This window comes from Pseudarthrobacter sp. alpha12b (genome assembly GCF_054130495.1).
The window spans coordinates 452,300-476,626 of the sequence record NZ_CP196746.1 but is presented as its reverse complement, the minus strand read 5'-3'; the positions used below and the strand labels follow the sequence as shown (position 1 = coordinate 476,626).

20 protein-coding genes and 2 riboswitches are annotated in these 24,327 nt (G+C 66.6%); of the genes, 5 read left to right on the top strand and 15 right to left on the bottom strand.

All coding sequences use genetic code 11. The annotated features are described in order from the left end of the window. The first annotated feature begins 24 nt into the window (after positions 1-24). Complete coding sequence (locus tag ACTAQI_RS02040) at positions 25-570, top strand: hypothetical protein (RefSeq protein WP_457949217.1); 546 nt, start codon at positions 25-27, stop codon at positions 568-570. Between the two features lie 72 nt (positions 571-642). Here the strand turns inward: ACTAQI_RS02040 and ACTAQI_RS02035 are convergent, their stop codons facing one another. Both ACTAQI_RS02035 and mmsB read right to left on the bottom strand, forming a co-directional pair. Further along, positions 643-2,127, bottom strand: coding sequence for a CoA-acylating methylmalonate-semialdehyde dehydrogenase (locus ACTAQI_RS02035; protein ID WP_457949216.1), 1,485 nt, complete (start codon positions 2,125-2,127; stop codon positions 643-645). A 33-nt stretch (positions 2,128-2,160) separates the two neighbouring features. After that, positions 2,161-3,081, bottom strand: a complete 921-nt coding sequence (gene mmsB / locus ACTAQI_RS02030) for a 3-hydroxyisobutyrate dehydrogenase (RefSeq protein WP_457949214.1) — start codon at positions 3,079-3,081, stop codon at positions 2,161-2,163. A gap of 137 nt (positions 3,082-3,218) precedes the next feature. On the opposite strand from mmsB, the gene ACTAQI_RS02025 reads away from it, so the two are divergent. Next, on the top strand, positions 3,219-4,127 hold the full coding sequence (locus ACTAQI_RS02025; protein ID WP_457949213.1) for a LysR family transcriptional regulator: 909 nt from the start codon (positions 3,219-3,221) through the stop codon (positions 4,125-4,127). Positions 4,128-4,145: 18 nt separating this feature from the next. Here ACTAQI_RS02025 and ACTAQI_RS02020 read toward each other — a convergent pair whose 3' ends face one another. From ACTAQI_RS02020 to ACTAQI_RS02005, 4 genes are all read right to left on the bottom strand, one after another. Beyond that, positions 4,146-5,291: a zinc-binding dehydrogenase gene (locus tag ACTAQI_RS02020; RefSeq protein ID WP_457949211.1), complete on the bottom strand. Its 1,146-nt coding sequence runs from the start codon at positions 5,289-5,291 to the stop codon at positions 4,146-4,148. 4 nt (positions 5,292-5,295) lie between these two features. After that, on the bottom strand, positions 5,296-6,678 hold the full coding sequence (locus ACTAQI_RS02015; protein ID WP_457949210.1) for an MFS transporter: 1,383 nt from the start codon (positions 6,676-6,678) through the stop codon (positions 5,296-5,298). Between the two features lie 209 nt (positions 6,679-6,887). Then, positions 6,888-8,003 carry a homoserine O-acetyltransferase MetX gene (metX, locus tag ACTAQI_RS02010; RefSeq protein ID WP_457949208.1) on the bottom strand — a complete coding sequence of 372 codons (1,116 nt, stop codon included), beginning with the start codon at positions 8,001-8,003 and terminating at the stop codon, positions 6,888-6,890. Positions 8,004-8,015: 12 nt separating this feature from the next. Beyond that, positions 8,016-8,131: riboswitch (SAM riboswitch) on the bottom strand. 102 nt (positions 8,132-8,233) lie between these two features. Further along, positions 8,234-9,556 carry a bifunctional o-acetylhomoserine/o-acetylserine sulfhydrylase gene (locus ACTAQI_RS02005; RefSeq protein ID WP_457949207.1) on the bottom strand — a complete coding sequence of 441 codons (1,323 nt, stop codon included), beginning with the start codon at positions 9,554-9,556 and terminating at the stop codon, positions 8,234-8,236. Between the two features lie 43 nt (positions 9,557-9,599). After that, a riboswitch (SAM riboswitch) is annotated at positions 9,600-9,714 on the bottom strand. Positions 9,715-9,875: 161 nt separating this feature from the next. Here ACTAQI_RS02005 and ACTAQI_RS02000 point away from each other — a divergent pair. Further along, a complete protein-coding gene (locus ACTAQI_RS02000) occupies positions 9,876-10,514 on the top strand; it encodes a VOC family protein (protein WP_457949205.1) in 639 nt (212 codons plus the stop codon). 194 nt (positions 10,515-10,708) lie between these two features. Beyond that, a complete protein-coding gene (locus ACTAQI_RS01995) occupies positions 10,709-12,304 on the top strand; it encodes a DUF222 domain-containing protein (RefSeq protein WP_457949204.1) in 1,596 nt (531 codons plus the stop codon). Positions 12,305-12,854: 550 nt separating this feature from the next. Here ACTAQI_RS01995 and ACTAQI_RS01990 read toward each other — a convergent pair. From ACTAQI_RS01990 to tdh, 6 genes are all read right to left on the bottom strand, one after another. After that, the gene (locus ACTAQI_RS01990) at positions 12,855-13,634 is read right to left on the bottom strand and encodes a CPBP family intramembrane glutamic endopeptidase (protein WP_457949202.1); all 780 of its coding nucleotides are present in this window, start codon (positions 13,632-13,634) and stop codon (positions 12,855-12,857) included. A gap of 95 nt (positions 13,635-13,729) precedes the next feature. Further along, positions 13,730-14,518, bottom strand: a complete 789-nt coding sequence (locus ACTAQI_RS01985; RefSeq protein ID WP_457949201.1) for a DeoR/GlpR family DNA-binding transcription regulator — start codon at positions 14,516-14,518, stop codon at positions 13,730-13,732. A 100-nt stretch (positions 14,519-14,618) separates the two neighbouring features. Next, positions 14,619-15,830 carry an imidazolonepropionase gene (gene hutI, locus ACTAQI_RS01980; RefSeq protein WP_457949200.1) on the bottom strand — a complete coding sequence of 404 codons (1,212 nt, stop codon included), beginning with the start codon at positions 15,828-15,830 and terminating at the stop codon, positions 14,619-14,621. Positions 15,831-15,841: 11 nt separating this feature from the next. Next, the gene (locus ACTAQI_RS01975) at positions 15,842-16,987 is read right to left on the bottom strand and encodes an NAD(P)/FAD-dependent oxidoreductase (protein WP_457949199.1); all 1,146 of its coding nucleotides are present in this window, start codon (positions 16,985-16,987) and stop codon (positions 15,842-15,844) included. 56 nt (positions 16,988-17,043) lie between these two features. Further along, positions 17,044-18,240 carry a glycine C-acetyltransferase gene (locus ACTAQI_RS01970; protein ID WP_457949198.1) on the bottom strand — a complete coding sequence of 399 codons (1,197 nt, stop codon included), beginning with the start codon at positions 18,238-18,240 and terminating at the stop codon, positions 17,044-17,046. 9 nt (positions 18,241-18,249) lie between these two features. Beyond that, positions 18,250-19,296 carry an L-threonine 3-dehydrogenase gene (gene tdh / locus ACTAQI_RS01965; RefSeq protein ID WP_457949197.1) on the bottom strand — a complete coding sequence of 349 codons (1,047 nt, stop codon included), beginning with the start codon at positions 19,294-19,296 and terminating at the stop codon, positions 18,250-18,252. A gap of 130 nt (positions 19,297-19,426) precedes the next feature. Between tdh and ACTAQI_RS01960 the strand changes: the two genes are divergently transcribed. Then, complete coding sequence (locus tag ACTAQI_RS01960) at positions 19,427-20,338, top strand: LysR family transcriptional regulator (protein WP_457949196.1); 912 nt, start codon at positions 19,427-19,429, stop codon at positions 20,336-20,338. Between the two features lie 62 nt (positions 20,339-20,400). Here the strand turns inward: ACTAQI_RS01960 and ACTAQI_RS01955 are convergent, their stop codons facing one another. The 3 genes from ACTAQI_RS01955 to gatA form a co-directional block, all read right to left on the bottom strand. Beyond that, entirely contained in the window at positions 20,401-21,030 is a 630-nt protein-coding gene (locus ACTAQI_RS01955; protein WP_457949195.1) for a hypothetical protein, read from the bottom strand. Between the two features lie 213 nt (positions 21,031-21,243). Beyond that, positions 21,244-22,752: an Asp-tRNA(Asn)/Glu-tRNA(Gln) amidotransferase subunit GatB gene (gene gatB, locus ACTAQI_RS01950; protein ID WP_457949194.1), complete on the bottom strand. Its 1,509-nt coding sequence runs from the start codon at positions 22,750-22,752 to the stop codon at positions 21,244-21,246. Then, positions 22,752-24,326: an Asp-tRNA(Asn)/Glu-tRNA(Gln) amidotransferase subunit GatA gene (gatA, locus tag ACTAQI_RS01945; RefSeq protein ID WP_457949193.1), complete on the bottom strand. Its 1,575-nt coding sequence runs from the start codon at positions 24,324-24,326 to the stop codon at positions 22,752-22,754. The genes gatB and gatA overlap by 1 nt, the downstream gene beginning before the upstream one ends. Position 24,327: the final 1 nt, after the last annotated feature.

The window sequence follows — 24,327 nt, the reverse complement described above, 5'->3', positions numbered from 1 at the left end:
ACAACACTCGAGAGGCGCGGCACCGTGAGCAGCTTGTTTTTCTGGATCATCATCCTGTCCTTCGTTGTCCCCATGGCCATGCGGGCATACCGGCGCTCCATGGCACGGCGGGACAGGGACCAGGGCTTGCCCGGGCCGTTTTCCGGGCCTGGCCAGTTCCCCGGTTCGAACCAATATCCGGGGTCCGACCAGTACCCGGGTTATGGCCAGTTCCCAGGCTCGGCCAGGCCGCAGAACCGCCAGCCCCGCGACGGTTACACCCAGCAGGACTACTTCTCCGGCGGCTTCCGCCGGCCGGGCCAGCAGGACCAGCCGCCGGTGCCCTACCAGTACGGGCAGCCGCCCATGACCGACCCCCGCTACGGCGCTCCGCAGGAACCTCCGTTCCAGCAGCAGCCCTACCAGCAGCAGGGACCGGAACAGCCTTCCGGTCCTGCCACGCCCCCGCCGCCGTCGGCACCGCAAGGGTTCCGGGCCCGGAAACTCACGGAGCTGGACCAGCAGTACAGCAACGGTGAGCTGTCCATGGAGGAGTACATGAAGCGCCGCGGAGACATCATGAACGGCTAGCAAGCGTGATGGTCAAACAGGTCGGGAACCGGTTTTGCGGTCCCCGACCTGTTTTGCTTAATGCACCTTTACTCAGTCCACCTGCGGAAAGCCCAGGTCGATCACGGAGATGGAAGGATCCGGCCAGCGGGTGGTCACCACTTTGCCCCGCGTGTAGAACCGGATGCTGTCGGGGCCGTACACGTGCGTGTCGCCAAACAGCGAGTTCTTCCACCCGCCGAACGAGAAAGTGCCCACCGGGACCGGGATGGGGACATTGACGCCCACCATGCCTGCCTCGACGTCGAACTCGAACTGCCGTGCCGCCCCGCCGTCACGGGTGAAGATGGCCGTACCGTTGCCGAACTCGTTGTCATTGACCAGCTGCACGGCATCGCTGTAGGTATCGACGCGGACCACGGACAGGACGGGGCCGAAGATTTCGTCGTCGTACACCTTCATGCCCGGCTTGACGTGGTCCACCAGGCTGACGCCGATGAAGAACCCCTTCGAATCGAACTGCTGCGAGCGCCCGTCCACAACCACCGTGGCCCCTTCGCCTTCCGCTCCGGCAACGTAGGAGGCCACGCGGTCCCTGTGCTCGGCAGTGATCAACGGGCCCATCTGGGAGGCGGGGTCGGTTCCAGCACCGATCTTCAGGTTTGCCATGCGGCTGGAAATCGCCTTGACCAGGTCGTCGGCAATGTTGCCCACGGCCACCAGGACGCTGACGGCCATGCAGCGTTCGCCCGCCGAACCGTAGGCCGCGGACACCGCAGCGTCGGCAGCCATCTCCAGGTCGGCGTCGGGAAGCACCACCATATGGTTCTTGGCGCCGCCCAGGGCCTGCACCCGCTTGCCATGCTCCGCCGCCCGCCGGTAGATCGTCTTGGCAATGGGGGTGGAGCCGACGAAGCTCACTGCCTTGACGTCGGGATGCTCCAGCAGGACGTCCACCGTTTCCTTGTCCCCCTGGACCACGTTCAGCACACCGGGCGGCAGGCCCGCCTCGGTGAAGGCCTCGGCGATGAAGACGGCGGCCGACGGATCCTTCTCGCTGGGCTTCAGCAGCACGGTGTTGCCGCAGGCCAGGGCGCTGCCGATCATCCAGAGAGGCACCATGGCCGGAAAGTTGAACGGGGTAATGCAGGCCACCACGCCCACCGGCTGGCGGACCGAGTGGACGTCAATGCCGCCGGCTACCTGCTCCGAGCGTTCGCCTTTGAGCATGTGGGACAGTCCGGTGGCGAAGTCGATGTTCTCCAGGCCGCGGGCAATCTCGCCTTCTGCGTCCGAGAGGACCTTGCCGTGCTCGCTGGTGAGGATCGCGGCGAGCTCCGGCTTGCGCTGGGTCAGGATTTCGCGGACCCGGAAGAAGATGGTGGTCCGTTTCGCCAGGCTGGTAGCCCGCCAGGCGGGCAGCGCGGCCCGCGCTGCCGCGATGGCTTCCTCCGTCCGCGACGCCGAGGCGAGGGCCACCTGCTTTTCCTGTTCGCCGGTGGCGGGGTTGTAAACGGGGCCGAAGCGGTCGGCGTCGCTGACGCGGGCGCCGTTGATGTAATGCGGGATGGTTTCCAAGGGAGTCTCTTTTCGTGCGGTGGCTTACGCGGGCTACTGGGCGGACGGCGTCCGCGTGGCCGGCTCAAGCGAGCCGTCCACGAGTTTGATGATCATGGAGCAGTCCTTGCCGGCCGCACCCGCGTCGATGAGCTGCTGGAACAGCTGCTGGACGTGCCGGCCGATCTCCAGCGGCGTGCCGGTGTCTTCGGCGGCGCTGATGGCCAGTCCGATGTCCTTGTTTGCAAGCTCGGTGGTGAAGGTGGGCGCAAAGTCGTTGTTCGAAGCGGCGGTGGGAACCACCCCGGGCACCGGGTACCAGGTCCGCAGCGCCCACGAATCGCCCGAGGAGACCGAGGCAATGTTCCAGAAGACCTGCTTGTCCAGGCCCAGCCGGTCCGCGAGGACCGCGCCCTCGGCGGTGGAGGCGAGGTTAATGAAAAGCATCAGGTTGTTGCAGATCTTGGCCGCCTGCCCGGTGGTGGGCCCGCCGGTGGGGATGATGTTGCCGGCCATGGGGCCGATGTAGCCCGAAGCGTCCGCCACGGCACCCTCTTCACCGCCCACCATGAAGGTCAGTGTTCCGGCCTCGGCGCCACTCATGCCACCCGAGACCGGGGCGTCCACGAAGCGGAAGCCGGCGGCAGCAGCGGCGTCGTGCAGCTCCTGCGCCGAGGCGATGTCGATCGTGGAGGAGTCCACAAGCAGCGTGCGGGTGTCCGCGTGCGCCAGGACCCCGTCCTCGCCGAGATACACCGCGCGGGCGTGCTCGCCCTTGGGCAGCATGGTGAACACCGCGTCCGCGCCGTCCACGGCTTCGGCGATGCTGGCCGCGCGCTTGACGCCGCCCGCCTCAGCGGCTGCCAGCGCCGCGGGATTGAGGTCGAAACCGCGCACATCGTGCCCCGCCTTCACCAGGTTGACGGACATGTGGCCGCCCATATTGCCAAGCCCGATCCAACCGATAACTGCCATGCGTAAGCTCCTTTGCTTCCGTTCCGGCGTTGCTGCCGGACACGTCTGTGTCTAGGATCACACCCTGCTAGAGTGCAATCAAGGGAAAAATTCACAGACGCCCTGTGCATTGCTGCACATAGAAGGAAAGGCCATGCGTGGACGCGAAACGGTTGCCAAGCCCCGACGACCTGCTCATCCTGCTGACCGTGGCGCGCCTGGGCAGGTTCAACGCGGTGGCAGAAACCCTCGGAACCACCCACACCACCATTTCCCGCCGGATCCTGGCCCTTGACAAGCAGCTGGGCGGCCGTACCCTGGAACGCAGCCCGCACGGCTGGGAGTTGACGCAGCTTGGCGCCGCCGCAGTGGAGGCTGCGGAGACGATCGAGGCCACGCTTGGCTCGCTGTCCGGGCTGATCAGCCCGGACCAGAGCGCGCTTGCCGGCCTGGTCCGCGTCGCCACCACGGACGGTGTGGGTGCTGTGTTCGTCACCCCGTCGCTGGTGCGGCTCCAGCAGCAGAACCCGCAGCTGAACATTGAAATGCTGAGCGCCACCCGCAAAGTCAGCCAGAACCGGTCCGGCGTGGACCTTGAGATTGTGGTGGGCCGGGCCGATATCAGCACCGCACAAACCATCTTCCTGAGCAACTACTACCTGCGCCTTTATGCGGGCCCCGGCTATGCAGCCCGGCACGGCCTGCCGGAAACGCTCGACGACGTGAAGCAGCACGCGTTTGTCTCTTATGTCGAGTCTGCGCTCCAGGTCGAAGAGCTTGGGCCGCGGTGGTCAGCGCAGCTTCCGACGCCCAGGACCAGCTTCCAGGCCACCAGCGTGTTCGCGCAGGTGGAGGCGGTGCGAAAAGGAGCCGGCATTGGGCTGCTGCCCAACTTCATAGTGGGAGACTGCGCCGATTTCGTGCCCGTCCTGGCGGCCGACTTTGAACGCCAGCTCCCCATCTGGGCCGTTGCACGTCCCGAGTCGCTCCGCTCAGCCCGGGTGCAGGCAGTGATTGCGGCACTGAAAGAGGAAGTGCAGGAGCGCTCCGGGCTGCTGGCCGGTTAGGCCTTCCTTCCGGAAGAGTCAGGCCCGGAAAAGCCGCCTGACCACCTGCCCGGAGGCCAGGGCATCCAGTCCCTCATTGATCTCGCTCAGTGGCCGGGTGTCCGTGTGCAGCAACTCAACCGGCAGCCTGCCCTCCCGCCAGTACCCAAGGTACCTGGGGATGTCCCGCGCAGGAACGGCATCGCCCATGTAGGAGCCCAGCAGCCGTTTGCCGGCCCCGGCAAACTGCAAGGCAGGCACCGTCAGCTCTGCGGACGGGTGGGGCAGGCCCACCGAGACCACCGCGCCGCCCCGCGTCAACAGTTCCAGGCAGGAGGCGATGACGCCGGCGGAGCCGACAGCCTCAATGGCGACGTCCACGCCGTCGCCGGCGGCGTCCGCGATCAGCCCGGCTGCGTCCTCCGGCGTTCCAACCGACGTAGCCCCGGCGTCGCGGGCCAACTGGTGCTTGCCCTGGTTTGGATCGATGGCGATCACGCTGGCGGCCCCGGCGAGGCGCGCTGCCATGACGGCGGACAGGCCCACGGCGCCGAGGCCGAAAACTGCCACGGACTGCCCCGGGCTGAGGCCCGCGGTGTTGAGCACGGCACCCATTCCGGTGAGCACGGCGCAACCAAACATCGCCGCGACCGTGTCCGGCACGTCGTCGTCAATTACCACCACTGATTCCCGCGCAACCACCGCGTAATCAGCGAAGGCGGAAACGCCCAAGTGGTGGTTGATGCGCTCCCCCGCCGGGGTCCGCAACAGCGCAGGCCCGTGCAGCAGGTCGCCGGAGCCATTGACCTCTGCTGCCCGGTGGCAAAGTGCAGGCCGTCCGGCCAGGCATGCCCGGCAGTGCCCGCAGCTGGGCACGAAAACCAGCACCACGTGGTCGCCCACGGATACATCGGACACGCCCTCGCCCACGGACACCACGCGCCCCACCGCCTCGTGGCCCAAAGCCATGGGAAGAGGCCGGACGCGGGAACCGTCCACTACCGACAGGTCCGAGTGGCACAGGCTCGAATAGGTGATGGAAACTCCCAGTTCCCCGGCACGCGGCTCCGGCTGCTCCAGTTCCTGCACCAGCAGCGGCCGGGCCTCGGAGTAGGTCTGTTTCCCCGCAGCGCCCGCGGCAGTGGGGGCAGCGGGAACGGTGGAATAAAGGACGGCGGCTTTCATGGGCTTACTTCTTGCTGGCCGCGAGCAGGTCGGCAGTGCCCTTGGCGTCGGCCGCGTCAACGTCGTGCAGCGAGATGCCCCGGGTTTCCTTCAGGAAGAAAACCGCGACGGCGGTGATGGCACACGCGATGAGCAGGTACACCGCCACGGGGACGGAGGACTTATAGGTTCCCAGGAGCGACGCGGCGATGATCGGAGCCAGGGAGCCTGCCACGATGGACGTCACCTGGTAGCCCAGGGACACCCCGGAATAGCGCATCCGGGTGGGGAACATTTCCGCCATGATGGCGGGCTGCCCGGCGTACATGAAGGCGTGGAACACCAGGCCGATCATGATGGCGGCCAGGATGATGAAGTCGCTCTTTGTGTCCATCATGGGGAAGGCGAAGAAACCCCAGGTGGCGCCCATGATGGCTCCGGCCATGTAGACGGGTTTGCGGCCGAAGCGGTCCGACAGCTTGCCAACCATGGGCACGACGGCGAAGTGGACGGCGTGGGCGAGGAGCAGCAGCAGGAGGATGCGGGTGGTATCGGCCTGCACCACAGTCTTCAGGTAGGTGATGGAGAACGTCACTACAAGGTAGTAGAGGATGTTCTCAGCGAAACGCAGGCCCATGGCGGTGAAGACGCCGCGCGGGTAGCGCCGGAACACTTCAGCCACGCCATAGCCCTTGTGGCCCTCCGCCACCTCCTTGCGGGCCTCCAGGAAAATGGGGGCGTCGTTGACCTTGGTGCGGATGTAGTAACCGATCAGGACGATGACGGCTGAGAGCCAGAACGCCACGCGCCAGCCCCAGCCCAGGAACGCGTCCTGGGTCAGCGTGGAGGACAGGACGAACAGCACGGCCGTGGCCAGGAGGTTGCCCAACGGCACGGCCGATTGCGGCCAGCTGGCCCAGAAGCCACGGGACTTGCTGGGGCTGTGCTCCGCCACGAGGAGGACCGCGCCGCCCCACTCCCCGCCCACCGCGAAGCCCTGGGCAAACCGGAGGACCACCAGCAGCGTGGGCGCCCAGTAGCCGATCTGCGCGAATGTGGGCAGGCAGCCCATGAGGAAGGTGGAGACCCCCACCAGGATGATGCTCAGCTGCAGCAGCTTCTTCCGGCCGAACTTGTCGCCGAAGTGGCCAAAGACGATGCCGCCGATGGGGCGTGCAACGAAGCCGACGGCATAGGTGAGGAAGGCGGCGATGATGCCGTCCAGTTCGGTGCCGGCGTTGGGGAAGAAGGCCTTTCCGAACACCAGGGTGGCAGCCGACGCGTAGAGGAAGAACTCGTACCATTCCACGACGGTTCCGGCCATGGACGCCGTAACCACCTTCTTCAGGCCTGAGGCCTTGACGTCGGTTTCCTCTGTACGCCTTGCGGCGGAGCTTTCCGTACTCATGCGAACTCCTTCGGCATCGTCGTCGACACCACGGGGACCAGTCGATGGCAGACGGGTGTGATGCACACCACGAAAGCCGGATTCGATTGAGTATGGTCTGCTGGCGGTGCAACCTCAACGCCGATTAGTGCAGAACGCATCTGCAGGAATGCACATGCAGCTGTTTCTTCCTGCGCTGGACGTGGCTCGACGCCCCGGGGCGTGCCCCGCTAGGCCAGGAAGGTGCTGCGCAATTGGCCGCCCAGCTGCCCAATCTCCGTCAGGAACCCGTCATGGCCGATTGGCGCCTGGATGAGGTGGACATCCACGTCGCCGGGCAGCGCTTGGGCCAGCTCATGGGACTGCGACGGGAAGTACAGCCGGTCGGAGTCGACGGCGGCCACAAAGAACCGTGCCGTGGACTTGGCCAATGCTTCGGCAAGGGAGCCCCGTCCCCGGCAGACATCGTGGCTCATCAGCGCCTCGGTCAGGGCGATATAGCTGTTGGCGTCGAAGCGCTTCACGAGCTTGTTGCCCTGATGGTCCAGGTAGCTTTCCACCTGGTAGCGGCCCCGGGAGGCAAGAACTTCCCCCTGAAGGGGCGACTCGGGCGCCTGCGGTGAGCGGCCGAAGCGGCCTTCCAGTTCCGCGGCGGACCGGTAGGTGATGTGGGCGATGCGCCGGGCGAGCGCGAGCCCCTCTTCCGGGCTTGGACCGCCGTAGTAGTCGCCGCCGTTGAAGTTCGGGTCCTGCCGGATGGCCAATGTCTGGGCCTGCGCGAAGGCAATCTGTTCGGCCGTGCTGGCGGCCCCCACCGAGATCACGGCGCAGCGCTGCACCCTCTCGGGGTACATCACGGCCCATTCCAGGGCCCGGGCGCCGCCCATGGATCCCCCAAGGACTGCGAACCAGCTCTTGATGCCCAGCTGGTCTGCCAGCCGGGCCTCCGCAGCGGTGCTGTCGCGCAGCGTGACCAGGGGGAACCTCGAGCCCCACGGCGCTCCATCCGGGGCCGGTGAGGAGGGGCCGGTGGACCCATAGCAGCCGCCCACGATATTGACGGACACCACGAAGAAACGGTTTGTATCCACGGGGGCGCCGGGGCCGGCCAGCTGCTCCCACCAGCCTTCTTCGTCGGTGTCGCCGCGGGTCACGTGGGTGCTGCCGGTCAGTGCGTGCTCGACCAGGATGGCGTTGCTGGCGTCCGCGTTGAGCGTCCCCCAGGTTTCGTAGGCCAGGGTGACGTCCGGCAGGTAGCCGCCGGCTTCAAGTTCCAGTCCCCCGATGGAGGCGTAGCGGACGATTCCGTGTTCAGGGATGGTGGTTCGGGCGACGGTAACCGTCATGGCAAGACCTCTTCTACGCGCTTGCCTGCCGTCATTTGACCGGCAGGCCAGGTCTTCACCCGGGGCACCCCACCGCGGATGGAGGGTTGCCGGCCAGCAAGCCGGGGCTGTCACTGGCACTCATGACCTGGTTCGAGTGTACGAAACACCCCCCACTCCAGGCCAAGAGTATGACCGGTTGTGACTTTCCCGGCTTGCCTGCGGCACGTGCTGCAGCCCCGGCTCTGACGTCAGGCTTCAGCGCCCTTGGCTGCGCGGAAGCCTGCTTCCAGGTCGGCCAGGATGTCATCGATATGCTCCAGGCCCACGGACAGCCGGACCAGTCCCGGATGCACCCCGGCGACGACCTGCTGCTCCGGCGAGAGCTGGCTGTGCGTGGTCGACGCCGGGTGGATGACCAACGAGCGGACGTCACCGATGTTGGCCACATGGGAGTGCAGCTCCAGGGCGTCGACGAAGCGCTTGCCCGCTTCAGCCCCGCCGGCAAGGTTGAAGGCGACGACGGCGCCTGTCCCCTTGGGCCCGTACTTGCGGCCACGCCCGTACCAGGGGCTGGACGGCAGCCCGGCGTAGGCGACGGATTCGACGTCGTCCCTTGCCTCCAGCCAGCGCGCCACCTCCGTGGCGTTCGCCACGTGCCGCTCCACCCGCAGGCTCAACGTCTCCAGGCCCTGGGAAATCAGGAAGGCGTTAAAGGGCGACACCGCCGAGCCCAGGTCGCGGAGCAGCTGCACGCGGGCCTTGAGGATGTAGGACAGGTTGGCCCCGAGAGCGCCACCCTCCCCCAGGTCGCGGGCGTAGACCAGGCCGTTGTAGGTGGGGTCCGGGGTGTTGAAGCCGGGGAACCGCGCGGGGTCCTTGCTGAAATCGAACTTGCCGGAATCGACAATGACGCCGGCGATGGCCGTGCCGTGGCCGCCCAGGTATTTGGTGGCTGAGTGGATCACGATGTCCGCTCCCCACTCCAAGGGGCGGATCAGGTAGGGGGTGGACAGGGTGTTGTCCACGATCAGCGGCACTCCGGCCTGATGGGCCACCTGCGAGATGCCTTCGATGTCCAGGACATCCTGGCGCGGGTTGGAAACGACTTCACCGAAGAAGAGCTTGGTGTTGGGCTGGACGGCATCGCGCCACTGGTCCAGGTTGTCCGGGTCTGCCACGAAGGTGACCGAGATACCGAACTTCTTCAGGGTGTGGGCAAACAGGTTGTAGGTGCCGCCGTAGAGGCTGGGGCTGGCCACGATATGGTCGCCCGCCTCCGCAATGTTCAGGACCGCGAAGGTCTCGGCGGCCTGCCCGGAGCTGAGCAGCAACGCGGCCAGGCCTCCTTCGAGGCTGGCAATCCGCTGTTCGACGGCATCCTGTGTGGGGTTGCCGATGCGGGTGTAGATGGGCGCAAGTTCGGCCAGGGCGAAGCGGTTGGCGGCGCTTTCGGCACTCGGGAACACAAATGACGTGGTCTGGTAGATGGGCAGGGCACGCGCCCCTGTGGCACTGTCCACCGCCTGGCCGGCATGGATCTGGCGGGTTTCGAAGGACCATCCGTGGGACATCCAAATCTCCTTTGACATGGGCCCGGCATGCTCGGAGCCTTACGGGCCGCGCTTGCTCCCGGCTGTTGCCGGAGAGCCAGGTCTTCACCCGGGGCACCCCACCGCGGATGGAGGGTTGCCGGCCAGCGAGCCGGGGCTTGGCGCTGGCACTCATGACCTGCGCCCAGTCTAGGAAGCCGGTGGTTGCCGTGAACAGGATTGTGACGAACAAGGTCTTCCTGCGGCTCCGCGCGCGCTGGGACCAGGGCAGCCGGCAGTCAAAATGCTAGTAAGGCTAGCCTTAGCTGAGAGCCCGATCACAAAGTGCCAAGATGTTCGCATGCGCATGGATCACGTCTCTTACGCCTGTGAACACGATGGCCTCGCGGCCACTACCGACCGTATTGCAACTGCCCTCGGCGTTGAGGCAGTGAAGGGTGGCGTACACCCCCGGTTCGGAACCCGGAATATGATCATCCCGCTCGCCGGTCATAAGTACCTGGAAGTCGTTGAGGTCCTGGACCACCCGGCATCCGACAAGGCACCGTTCGGTCAGGCAGTGCGTGCCCGTTCCGCTGCCGGTGGCGGATGGATGGGCTGGTGCGTCGAAGTGGACGACCTCGCCCCCTTCGAGGAACGCCTGGGCCGCGCCGCCGTGAACGGCAACCGCAAGTTCCCGGACGGCCGTGAGCTGGTCTGGAAGCAGATTGGCATCCTGGGCCTCATCGCCGATCCCCAGGTGCCGTACATGCTCAAGTGGGAGGGGGACCCGTCGCTCCACCCGTCCAACGCGTACGAGAGCAACCTCAAGATGAGCTGCCTGACCATCGCCGGCTCCGCCTCGCGGGTGACCGAGTGGCTGGGTGAGCCGGTGGAGAAGCCGCTTGAGGACGTTGCAGTGGAGTGGGTCGCACCGCACGGCACACCGGGCATCCTGTCGGTCACCTTCGAGACCGCCAACGGAGCCGTCACTCTCTGACGCTCCAATCCCTCTTTCCCGGCACTCGCGGGAGGTGGGTTTGCCGGGCCAATGCCCGGATCTGCTTCGGCCGCCATCAGGTGGTGACAACGGCGTCACTACCCGATGGCGGCCGAATCCATTTAACTGGTTACTGCCCGCGGCCGGGACGCCTGCGGACCTTGATTGTCGGACCCCTGTTGGATGATGTTTCCATGGGAATCAGCAGCGGTGGCGGGATGGCTATGGAGGGCATTCATGCCTCTGTTGCTGCCCTTGATGCGCTGGACCGTGAGGATGCCTTCCTGGGCGCCGGGGCAGGTGTTGGTCATGATGTTGACGTGTTGCAGCGGCGGTACGAGCTGCGCTTGGATCGTTTGGAAGTCTCGTCCCGTTTGAGGGCACAGCTCGCGGCCGTGGAAGCCCGGGACGCGGTGGAGTGCGTTGTTTTCCAGCAGGCCATGCTGGCCCCGGACGCACCGGTGCATGAACGCATGTATGCGGAGATGTCAGCGGTGGAGGAGATCGCGGGGGTCCTGACCATCAGTTCAGGTGCTGCCGGGGCGTTCGTGGAGCAGTCCCGCCAGGTGTGTTCCCTGCCGCCGGTGATGGACGCACTGGTAGCCGGGACCATTTCCTGGCAGCACGCCCGAATTGTTGCCGACGAAACTGAGGGGCTCACCCCAGCCGGTGCCGCCGCCCTGGTGGTGCACTTCTTCGACCCCGGTGCGCCCGACCCCGCCCGCGGCGCAGCCCCCGGCGAACTCATCCCCTCCCGGTTCCGCGCCAAGGTCCGCGCCTGGCGGGAACGCCACCACCCCGAGACCCTTGAGAAGCGCCATGCCAAAGGCGTCGCCGACCGGCGGATGGAATACACCCCTGACCGCGACGGCATGGCCTGGATCTCCCTCTACCTCCCCGGCGACACCGCCTGCGCCATCTGGAACCGCAGCACCGCCACCGCCCGCGGCCTCCAAGGCCCCGGCGAAACCCGCACCCTCACCCAACTACGGCCCGACATCGCAGCATCACTACTCCTCGGCGCAGGCAGCGCCACCGATGCGGGCCAGGTCCCCACCCCGCGGGCCGACGTCCTGGTCACGGTGCCGGTCTGCTCCCTCCTCGGCCTGACGGACGAACCCGCAGAACTGGACGGTCAGGGGCCGATCCCGGCGTCCGTGGCCCGGACACTCGTCGCGGACGGGGCGGAGTCGTTCTACCGGGTCCTCGTCGACCCCCGCGACGGCGCACCACTCGAAATCGGCCGCAAAAACTACCGGCTTCCCGAAACCATCAAACGCTGGATCCGCATGCGCGACGGCAAATGCACCTTCCCCGGCTGCAACAACCGCACCCAGGACAATGAAACCGACCACCTCACCGCCTGGGAACACGGCGGAACCACCGGCACCAGCAACCTGGCACAGCTCTGCCCAAAACACCACCGGCTCAAACACGCACGGCCCTGGCTCCCCGATAAGGCAAACCGGAATGAACCGCCGGGCTGGACCTCACCCACAGGCCGCCACTACAAACCCGAACACCCCAACCCCGAGCCAACCCACTGGCCGCCAGGGATATCGCCGTCGGATAAATCCACCTTCGCACCGGAGGCTGCACCACCGCCAGCGGGTGTGTCAGCGGTGACAGCGTGGGCAGCGCCCGAGGTGGAGGAACCTGACGGCGACAACCTGCTGGATCCGGACGACCTTTCGCCGACGGGTCCGCTATGGGACGACTTTTACGCGAAGCCCTGCGTGCTGCCGCCTGATCCGCAGGCGGACTGGCAGTTGCTGCTGTCGCTGATGTGACAGCAGCAATCCAAACCTGCCTCAAGCTCCTGTATGGCAGGCTCCTGTATGGGATGCGCTCCATAAGGTAAACGGCCCCCGGCCTAGGAAGGGGGACTGGAAAATCAGGGGCCGCCGAGCAGGCCGCAACCAAAAGTTCCCTCAGCCGTCCGTACGACGATGAAGACCCGGGCTTCATCAGAGGGCGGTTCTGCGAGGATCTCGGCCCCGCCTGCTGTCGTGCCTTGTCTAGTCATTCCGGCTAAGTCGTGATGTGCGGTCGCAGGATTTGGACCGCAGTTATAGTCACGACCGGCGAACTGCACTCGTGAAGGAACTTCGTTGGCCCAGAGAACCCAATCAGCTGTTTGCTGATGGACGCTCCACAATCGGGCAAGAACTAGAAGTCCGGCCAGCACCATTGCGGCCAGCAGCGACCATGATGTCCATCGCGACCGCAGGCTCATGGTGCACACGATCCATGAAAGCCATCTCATGGTCAACAGGTGGTCAGGCTGAATAAGTCTCCTGAACCGTCTGCTGACAGTTCGCCCTGACTGTGTCCCAGTGCCTACCCCAGCCCCACGGCCTTGCCGAAGAGGCTGAAGCCTACAAAAGCCACGATATCCAGCAGCGCATGGGCGATGACCAACGGCATCACACGCTTGGTACGGGTGTACAGCCACGCGAAGACAACCCCCATCACGGCGTTGCCAATGAACGGACCGAAGCCCTGGTACAGGTGGTAGCTGCCGCGCAGCAGGGAGCTCACCGCAATGGCCAGCGGCATGCTCCAGCCGAACTTGCCGAAGCGGTCCAGGAGATAGCCCACCACAATGACTTCCTCGAGCACCGCGTGACGGACGGCGGACAGGATCAGGACCGGAACGGTCCACCAATACGCGTCCAGTGCACTGGGAATGATGGCGGTGGTGATGCCGAGCGCCCGGCCGGCCGCATAGAGCCCCAAGGACGGTATGCCGATCAGTGCAGCCAGGCCCAGGCCCTGCAGCAGGTCCATACCGGGCCGGGCGAAGTTGAAGCCAAGTTTGCGGAACGCAGAGCCGGAGTTGCCGGCGTCGCCCGGCGCCGCCTGGCGCTGGTCCGTGAGGAAGTAGAGGACCAGCAGCACAGGCACCAGCGCAAAGATGATGTCCAGCAGCTGATAAGTGAGGTCGAAGTACTCGCGGGTGCTCTGGGAACGGTTCAGGGTGGACGTGCCCTCGGCCAACGGGGCGCGCGTCATCTTATCCAGCAGCTGTACCACGGAATAGACGGCCGACTGGCCCAGGGACAGGCCCAGGACGATCCAGACTTCGAGCCGCATGCGACGGCGGGAGGGAACCAGCATGTTCCCATCTTGCCTTCAGTTTCTGGATCCGGCCTGATGGAGTTGCCGGTGTCCGTAGCGCAGACGGGGAAGAATCCCGGGCTACGCGGCCTCAATCAGGCCGGAGCGACGATCACTTCCGTACCCCGGGCCTCGAACGCCGCCTTATCCCGGGCAGAAATCCCGGAGTCGGTGATGAGCCGGGTGAAGTGGTAGCCGTCCATGGTGGCAAAGGCACGCACGCCCACCTTGGACGAATCGGCCAGGACATAGGACACCCGGGCACGGGAAGCCAGCAAGGCGTTGACCGAGGCCTCCCCCTCCCCCGTGTTGGTGGGCCCAACCTCGGGGTCGATGCCGTTGACGCCGATGAACGCGATGTCCAGCACCACTTTCTGCATGATGATGTCCGTGTAGGGCCCCACCAGTTCATAGGACCGCGGATTGAGGATTCCACCGGTAACCATCACCTTGATGTTGGGCCGTACCGCCAACTGGCCGGCGATGTTGATGGCGTTGGTCACCACGGTGAGGGTGGGCTGGTTGGAGGGGGCGTTCAAGTCTTCCCGGGTGGCCAGGATCTGCGCGAGTGCGGTGCTGGTAGTGCCCCCGCACAGCCCAATGACCGATCCGGGCCGGATCAGGGCCGAGGCGCACTGCGCGATCTGTTCCTTGGCCTCGGCATGGTCGTCACGGTTGTAGCGCCCGGGCAGGTCGTACGCCAGGGCACCCGTGGTGGCGCCGCCCCGGGTGCGCGTGAGGAGCCGGCGCTTGGCAAGGCTGTCGAGGTCACGGCGGGCAGTGGCGGGGGAAACATTGAGGGTGCTGACGATCTCGTCGACCTCTACTTGGCCGGTCTTGGCCAGCAGGTCAAGGATCGCCGTCAACCGGTCAGTGCGTGTCATGCAGTTGAGGCCTTTCGATACACCAGCCACCACTCCTGATGACGTTTCCTGATTATAGCCGGAGGAAAACAATCAGGAACAATCACAAAGCCGGAGGAATCTACCTCTGCCGGGCTCCCGCCCGCCACACAGCGTATGTCAACGGCATGCCCGGGCGGTAAGCGAGATGGGTGGCGGAGGGGGCGTTCAGCAGGTGCAGGTCGGCCCGGTGCCCGACGGCGATGGACCCCACAGCGCGTTCGCCGTCGGCGTCCTGCCCGGTTTCCTTGTGCAACGCCAAGGCGCCGCCATAGGTGGCGGCGCGGACCGCTTCGTGCACGCTCAGGTTCATCTGCAGGACTGCGGTCGCCACGCAAAATGCCATGGAACTTGTGTACGAGGTTCCGGGGTTGCAGTTGGACGCCAGCGCCACCTGCACTCCCGCGTCGAGCAACTGACGGGCAGGTGCCAACGGCTGGCGGGTGGAAAGGTCGCAGGCAGGAAGGCACGTGGCCACGGTGCCCCGCTCACCGGCTCCGGTGACGGGATCCCATTCGGACCAGGAAGCAGCCAGGGCCTTCACGTCCTGCCCGGCCAGGTAGTTGACATGGTCCACGCTGGCAGCGCCCAACTCCACGGCAAGCTGCACGCCCGGGCCCTCGCCCAGTTGGTTCCCGTGCACACGCAGCCCCAACCCTGCGTCGCGGCAGGCCAGCAGCACGCGGCGGGACTGCTCGGCAGTGAAGGCACCTTCCTCGCAGAAGACGTCGGCCCAGTGGACGTATGGGCGGACGGCGTCCAGCATGGGCCCGCAGACCAGGTCGGTGTAGGCCTCCGGGTCCTGGCCGGCCGGAACCAGATGGGCGCCGAGGTAGGTCACCTGGTCTGCCACGGTGGCCGCGATGCGCGCACTGCGTGCCTCATGTTCCACGTCAAGGCCGTAGCCGGTCTTGGTCTCCAGATACGTAGTGCCCTGCGAGACCGCCTCAGCCACCCGGCCCATGGCCAGGCGGGTGAGGTCGAAATCCGAGGTGGCACGCGTGGCGTTCATGGTGACGGCGATGCCGCCGGCGGCGTAGGCCTCCCCTGCCATCCGGGCTTCGAATTCAGCGGTCCGGTCCCCGGCGAACAGCAGGTGGGTGTGGGAGTCCACCCAGCCCGGGAGCATGGCCCGGCCGCCGGCGTCGACAACGTCATCCGACGCGGGGGCATCTGCTGCGGCCCCGATCCAGGCGATCCGCTCCCCCTCGATCACCATCGCCGCATCCTTGAGGACCCGGTGCTCAAGGTCCTGCGTCATCAGCTCGGCAATGTTGGTGATCAGGGTGCTCATGGGTTTATTCTTCAACGCCAGATGGACCAGCGGGTGGCCGCGAGGGTCTGCGCTGTCCGGGATCCCGGACCATCAGCGGCTGAGGCATCAGCGGCTGGACCATCAGAGCCCGCGCCTTCGGACGCCTCCAGGCGGTCAAGAATCTGCTTGGCCGCCAACTCAGCCATGGCGGCGGAGGTCTGGAATCCGTAGCCGCCCTGCCCGGCGAGCCAATAGAAACCGGCCGCTTCGGCGTCGAACCCAGCTACCGGAATCCCGTCCGCCGCTTCGGTGCGCAGGCCCGTCCAGGCCCGGCGGATTCCCGTGATTCCCAAGTTGGTGAAGGCGTTCAGCGTCTCCACCAGCCGTTCCACGTCGCCCGGCCGCGGGCGGGCGTCCTCTGGCCCACTGGGTACGGTTTCGGACGGCGAAATCAGGACGTCGTCACCGTCAGGGCGGAAGTAGAACGTATTGTCCGCCGCAGCTACCATCGGGGTGGCAGCGGGCAGGGGGCGTTCGACGGCGGCAATCGCCGCAGTGCGCCGGTACGGTTGCAGGCCCAGCTTCTCGACGCCACTCATCACCGCGAGCTCATCGGCCCAGGCACCGGCAGCGTTCACCAGGACGCCCGCTTCAAAGCCCTCGGCCCCGGCACCCACCTGCCAGCCGGAACCCAGCCTTTGCGCGGAATGCACCCGCGCACCGGTAATGATGTCGGTCCCGGCGGCGAGCGCCCGCCTGCGGTGCTCTTCCAGGAGCAGGGGCGCGTCGCAGCCGAAGGAGCCGGTATCGAGCCCGGCGGCGGCAAAGGTTCCGGGGACCAGCGCCGGACAGAGCTCAAGGGCGCTGTGCACGCTGATGGGTTGCATGTGCCCGCTGGCTTCCGCAGCGACATCCTCCGCGGAGCCCACCAGCATGAAACTGCGCGGCGTCAGGACCGGCTGCGGCAGTTCGGCGTCGCGGGCTGCAAGCAGCTCAAGGGTCCGGACGGTGAGCTCCTGCACCACGGGAGGCCCATAACTGGGGATCAGCTGGCGGGCGGAGCGGGAGGACGTGTGGTACGCCAACTCCTGCTCCGCCTCCACCAGCGCCACGCTGCAGCGGCCGGCGAGCGCGGACACCAGGGACAGGCCGGCGATGCCGCCGCCCACAATCAGGACATCGTAATGTGCTGCCATTCGTCCATCCTGACAGAGTTCCTGCTTGCGGGGACCTTGCCTTTCCGGAAGTCCCGTCAGGCTGCTGCCTCGGCACGGCTGGCGACGAAGGCACGCACGCATGCTTCGACGTCGTCCGTTGAATGCGCAGCCGAAAGCTGCACCCGGATCCTGGCGGCACCGCGCGGGACCACGGGGAAGCTGAAGGCGGTGACAAAGACGCCGTGCTGCAGCATCCGGTCGGCCACCTTGGCCGCCATGACGGCATCGCCGAACATGACCGGGACGATGGCGTGTTCGCCGGGGAGCAGGTCGAAGCCCTCTTCCGTCATGCGGCGGCGGAACAGCCCGGCGTTCTCGAACAGCCGGCGGCGGAGGTCAGCGGAGTTTTCCACCAGGTCCAGCGCCTTCAGGGTGGCGGCAACGATGGCCGGAGCCAGCGAGTTGGAGAACAGGTAGGGCCGGGCCTTCTGCCGCAGCATGGCAATGATCTCCCGGCGGCCCGACACGTAGCCGCCGGATGCGCCGCCAAGGGCCTTGCCGAAGGTGCCGGTGTAGATGTCCACCCGGTCAGAGACGCCGGCGTGCTCCGGGGTGCCCGCGCCGGTGGCGCCCATGAAGCCCACAGCGTGGGAATCGTCCACCATCACCATGGCGCCGTACTTTTCGGCGAGGTCGCAGATGGCCTCGAGCGGAGCGAGGAAACCGTCCATGGAGAACACGCCGTCGGTGACGATGATCTTCCGGCGGGCATCCTGTGCTTCCTGCAGGCGGGCCTCCAGTTCGGCCATGTCCTGGTTGGCGTAGCGGTAGCGGCGGGCCTTGCAGAGGCGTATTCCGTCGATGATGGAGGCGTGGTTGAGGGCGTCTGAAATGACGGCGTCGTCCGGGCCGAGGAGGGACTCGAAGACGCCGCCGTTGGCGTCGAAGCAGCTGGAGAACAGGATGGTGTCCTCGGTCCCCAGGAATGCGGAGACCCTGGCTTCGAGTTCCAGGTGCAGGTCCTGGGTGCCGCAGATGAAGCGGACGCTGGCCATGCCGAAGCCGCGCTCGTCCATGGCGGCCTTGGCGGCGCTGATGATGTCCGGGTGGTCCGCCAGGCCCAGGTAGTTGTTGGCGCAGAAGTTCAGCACGTCGGCGCCCGGGCCACCGATCTGCCCGGCCGTGATGTGGCTGGACTGCGGCGAGCTGATGCTGCGTTCAGTCTTGTAGAGCCCGGCCGTGCGGATGTCGTCCAGCTCGTCGCGCAGCTGGTCCTTGATGGAGGTGTACATGGGGTTTCCTTACAGTCGGGTCCAGTCGAGGACAACTTTGCCGCCCACACCGCTGCGGGCAATGTCGAAGCCTTTCTCCCACTCCGTTGCCGGAAGCGTGTCCGTGACCACGGCGGAGATTCCGGCGTGCAGCACCGGGTTGGAGGAGAGCATGGCGCTCATGGCGTACCAGGTTTCGTACATCTCGCGGCCGTAGATGCCCTTGAGCGTGAGCATGTGGGTGACCACTTTGCCCCAGTCGATGGCGATCTCCTGGCTGGGCAGGCCCAGCATGGCGATCCGGCCGCCGTGGTTCATGTTGTCGATCATCTCAGGCAGGGCGGAGGGGTGGCCGGACATTTCCATTCCGACGTCGAACCCCTCCCGCATGCCCAGCTCACGCTGGGCGTCACGGACCCTGGTGGTGGAGACATCGATGGCAAGGTCGGCACCCAACTGCCGGGCCAGGTCAAGCCGCGGCCGCGAGATGTCCGTGATGGCGATCTTGCGCGCCCCGGCGTGGCGGGCAACAGCGATGGCCATCAGGCCGATGGGACCTGCGCCGGTGATGAGGACATCTTCACCCACCAGCGGGAAGCTCAGAGCGGTGTGCACCGCATTGCCGAAGGGGTCGAAGATGGCGCCAAGTTCGGGGGTGACGGAGGGGTCGTGGTGGACCCAGACGTTGGTCTCGGGGATCACCACGTACTCGGCGAAGGCGCCGTCGCGCTGGACTCCCACGCTGACCGTGTGGATGCACATCTGGCGGCGTCCGGCGCGGCAGTTCCGGCAAATGCCGCACACTACGTGGCCTTCGCCGGAGACCCTGTCCCCCACCTTGACCTCGCGGACGTCCTCGCCCACTTCCACCACTTCGCCGTAGAACTCGTGGCCGGCAATCAGGGGTGCTTCAATGATCCCCTGCGCCCAGGAGTCCCAGGATTGGATGTGCAGGTCCGTGCCGCAGATCCCGGTGGTCATGACACGGATCTTCACGTCCGCCGGCCCGGCCGTGGGCTCGGGCCGGTCCACGAGTTCGAAACCGGCCTGGGGGCCAGCCTTGTAAAGGGCCTTCATTGGCGTCCTAACGTCTGGAAATTCACACCTGCGGGGTTTGTCCTCCTCATTGAAGCCCTGCGGAAGCCTTAGTACAACAGGGATTTTCTCAATCGACGATGTAGCGGAATCTAATGAGTAGACTGGAGTCGTGGAGATACACCAGCTGGAAATCCTGCGGGAACTCGGCGCACTGGGCAGCGTGAAAGCGGTGGCGGATACCCTCATGGTGACCCCGTCCGCAGTGTCGCAGCAACTGGCACACCTGCAGCGCACGGTGGAGGTCCCACTGACGCGCAAGGAGGGCCGGAACCTGGTGCTCACGGAGGCGGGCCAGGTGCTTGCAGACGCGGGCGCCGCCGTCGTCAGCGCCATGGCCGAGGCGCGGGGCGCCCTGGGCAGCTACCACGAATCACCCGCCGGCAGGGTCACAGTCAGTGGCTTCCACAGCGCGGGCCAGGCCTTGTTCGCGCCGCTGGCACGCATGCTGGACCGGCCCGGACACCCGCGGATTGAACTGTCCGACGAGGACGTTGCCCAGCAGGACTTTCCCGCCCTCACCGCCCGCTACGACCTGGTGCTGGCGCACCGCATGGACCACAGTCCCCGCTGGCCCGCGGAACGGGTGGCAGTGATCCCGCTGGCGCACGAGCCCCTGGACGTGGCGTTGCCCGCCGGTCACCCGCTGGCCCAAAAGGACACCGTCACGGCGGACGACGTCGGCGCCGAGGCCTGGGTGACCAGCCACCCCGGCTACTCCCCCGCCGATGTCCTGTCCGCCGTCGCTGCCGTGTCCAGCCGGGAGCCCAACATCATCCACCGCATCAACGACTACTCCACAGTGGCGGCGCTGGTGGCGGCGGGCGGCGTGGTGGGACTGCTGCCCAGATACACGGCGGGACCGGTCCTGAACCCGGACATCGTGCTGCGGCCGCTGGAGGGCATCAGCACGCGCCGCAGGATCGACCTGCTGGCCAGGCCGGAAAACATGAAGCGGCGGGCCGTAGTGATGGTCTGCGAGGCCCTGGAGGACATCATGGCAGGGCTGGTGCGGCAGGGCTGAATGAGGTCGCCAGCGCTAAGGGTTCGGTACCGGAAGGCTCGCGTGCGTGAAGGATGCTGGAGTTATGCTCCCTGGTCATCCTTGCCGTTGCCGCGGCCCATTCCCTTGCCATGCCCAAGTCCGTGGCCGCGTCCCAGCCCGGGCCCGTCACCGGCCCCCTCCACGATCCGCGTGGCAGTGGCCCTGTCCCCGTCCTTGACGCCGGCGATGCGGACGGTGTCTCCGGTGGCGATGTCCGCAATGGTTCCGTCCGCCGGCTTACGCCGCTTACCGTCGTCGCCCGTTGCTCCCGGACTGGGCGTTGCGCCCGGGCCGGCCGATGCGCCACCGGCGGCGGCAGGCATCCTGGTGACCTTGGTGTCGCCGTTGACGGTGTAGGTCCGGGAGTAGCCGTCCTCGCTCTTGACGGTGATGTCCGAATCGCTGACCGACTCCACTGTCCCGCGCTGCTCCAGGACAGTCTGGAAAGTGCCGTCGGCCTTCTTAACCACTCCCTCGCTGTGGAGGGGCTGCCCGCGCCGGGCCTTCAGGTCCTGCTTGTCCTGCTGGCCAGGCGCACTGCCCTTGCCCGGGATTTCCTGGGCCGGCGCCGACGGCGTCGGCGCCGGCGTCCCCGTGGCCGACCACGCCAGGGCGGCCCCCGTCCCCGTCAACGCCACGGCCACCGCACCCGCCAGCACCGCCTTGCGCATCCTCATAGGTTCCCGGACCACCATGGTTGTTCCTCCCGCACGCCGCCGGGGCACCGGCGCCCCGTGGGCTCCAGTGTAAGACGGCCGGGCACGCGCAACCACGGGTACTTTCGGTGACGGCAGCATGAGTACTTAAAGCACAACCGGGTAGCGCTAAGTGTCGTTATGAACGCTCAAGACAACACTTAGTGCTACCCGGTTGGGTGGGAAAGGCTAGACGGTGACGCCCAGCTTCTCCAGGATGAGTTCGCGGACGCGGCCGGCGTCGGCCTGGCCGCGGGTGGCCTTCATGACACCGCCCACGATCGCGCCAATGGCCTGCACCTTGCCGCCGCGGATCTTGTCCGCGACGTCGGGCTGCGCGGCGAGTGCAGCGTCGATGGCTTCCAGGAGCGGCCCGTCGTCGGACACGACGGCGAGGCCACGCTTCTCGACGATCTCGGCCGGGGTGCCTTCCCCGGCAAGGACGCCGTCCAGCACCTGGGACGCCATCTTGTTGTTGATCTTGCCGGCCTCCACCATCTGCGCCAGTTCCACAATGGTGGCGGGCTGGACGCCGAGCTGTCCGGGGTCCACGTCGGCTGCCTTGGCGCGGCCCACGATCTCACCCATCCACCATTTGCGTGCAACGGACGCCGAGGCGCCGGCGGCGATGGTTTCCTCGATCTCGTCCAGGACGCCCGCGTTCACCACGTCGCGGAATTCGAGGTCCGAGTAGCCCCAGTCGGCCTTCAGGCGCTTGCGGCGCTCGGCCGGCGGCTCCGGCAGGGTGGCACGGAGTTCCTCCACCCATTCACGGGAAGCCACCACGGGAACCAGGTCCGGCTCCGGGAAGTAGCGGTAGTCGTCGGCGTCGGACTTGGCACGGCCGGACGTGGTGGTGCGGGTGTCCTCGTGCCAGTGGCGGGTCTCCTGGATGACCGGCTCACCCGAGTCAAGGACGGCCGCGTGGCGCTGGATTTCATAGCGAACGGCGTGCTCGACGGCGCGCAAGGAGTTCACGTTCTTGGTCTCGGACCGGATGCCGAACCGTTCCCGGCCGTGCGGGCGGAGCGAAACGTTGGCATCGCAGCGGACGTTGCCGCGCTCCATCTTGGCATCCGACACCCCGAGGTTCTTGACGATCTCGCGGACGGCCGCAACGTACGCCTTGGCCAGTTCCGGGGCGCGGGAACCGGCGCCCTCGATGGGCTTGGTGACGATTTCCACCAGCGGAACACCGGCACGGTTGTAGTCCACCAGGGAGAAGTCGGCACCCTGGATACGGCCGGTGGCACCGCCCATGTGGGTCAGCTTGCCGGCGTCCTCTTCCATGTGCGCGCGCTCGATTTCCACGCGGAACACGGTGCCGTCCTCGAGTTCAACGTCAAGGTAGCCGTCGTAGGCGATGGGCTCGTCGTACTGCGAGGTCTGGAAGTTTTTGGGGGTATCCGGGTAGAAATACTGCTTCCGGGCGAAGCGGCAGGACTCGGCGATCTTGCAGTTAAGCGCCAGGCCGATCTTGATGGAGGACTCGATGGCCGTCTTATTCACCACAGGCAGGACGCCGGGCATGCCCAAGTCAACCTCGTTGACGTTGGTGTTGGGCTCATCGCCGAAGACGTTGGGGGCGGAGGAGAACATCTTGGTCTTGGTGTTCAGCTCCACGTGGACCTCGAACCCCAGGACGGGATCGTACTTCTCCATGGCCTCATCGAAGCTCAGGATGTCGTCGGTGCTCATTATTTTGCCTCCTGGGTTTCGCGGGTTCCGGCAACGGCAAGGTCGGGAGCCTGGGCCAGCAGCGGCCCGCCCCACTTCGCTTCGAGCAGCGATTCCAGGACCGCGCCCACCCGGTACAGGCGGGCGTCCTCGCGGGCCGGGGCCAGCAGCTGGATGCCCACGGGCAGTCCGTCCTCGTCGGCCAGTCCGCCGGGCAGGGACAGGCCCGGAACGCCGGCAAGGTTCGCGGGGATGGTGGCGACGTCGTTGAGGTACATGGCCAGCGGATCGTCCAGCTTTTCGCCGAGCGGGAACGCCGTGGTGGGGGCGGTGGGCGAGATCAGGACATCCGCCTGCGCGAACGCGGCGTCGAAGTCACGCTGCACCAGGGTGCGGACCTTCTGCGCGGAGCCGTAGTAGGCGTCGTAGTAGCCGGCGGACAGGGCGTAGGTACCCAGGATGATGCGGCGCTTGACTTCGTCGCCGAAGCCGGCGGCGCGGGTGGCACCCATCACGCGCTCGATGGTCATGGGGCCCTCTTCGGGGAGGACGCGCAGGCCGTACCGGACACCGTCGAACTTGGCCAGGTTGGAGGAAGCCTCGGACGGCATGATCAGGTAGTAGGCGCCCAGGGCGTACTGGAAGTTGGGGCAGGAAACCTCCACGATTTCCGCGCCGGCTTCCTTGAGCAGGTTTAGGGCGTCGTTGAAGCGGTTTTCGACGCCGGCCTGGTAGCCCTCGCCGTGCAGTTCCTTGATGATGCCGATCCGCAGGCCCTCGACGTTGCCCGTCTTGGCGGCGGCGACGAGGTCGGCGAGCGGCTCCGGCAGCGAGGTGGAGTCGCGGGGATCGTGGCCGCCGATGACCTGGTGCAGGAGGGCGGAGTCCAGCACGGTCCGGGTGACCGGACCGATCTGGTCCAGCGATGAGGCCATGGCGATGGCGCCGTAGCGCGAGACGCTGCCGTAGGTGGGCTTCACGCCTACCGTTCCGGTGACGGCGCCGGGCTGGCGGATGGAACCGCCGGTGTCCGTACCCAGGGCCAGGGGTGCCTCGAAGGCGGCAACAGCCGCGGCCGAACCGCCGCCGGAGCCGCCGGGAATCCGGTCCAGGTCCCAGGGGTTGCGGGTGGGTCCGTAGGCGGAGTGTTCGGTGGAGGAGCCCATGGCGAACTCGTCCAGGTTGGTCTTGCCCAGGATGGGCATCTTCGCGGCGCGCAGCCGCTCCACCACGGTGGCGTCGTAGGGGCTGTGCCAGCCCTCGAGGATCTTCGAGCCCGCGGTGGTGGGCTGGCCGATGGTGACGATGAGGTCCTTCACGGCGATGGGAACGCCAGCCAGGTAGTGCAGGGCTTCGGCTTCCGCTCCGCCGGCGGCACGGATGGCGTCCACCTCGGCTGCGACGGCGAGCGCTTCCTCTGCGTTGACGTGCAGGAAGGCGTTGACCTTGCCGTCAACGGCGGCGATGCGGTCCAGGTATGCCTGGGTTGCCTGGACGGACGTGACCTCGCCGGCAGCGAGCTTCTCAGCAAGCTGCGCGGCGGACAGGCGGATCAGGCTTTCGGCGCTGGTGCCGGTGGGGTTCTGTTCAGTCATG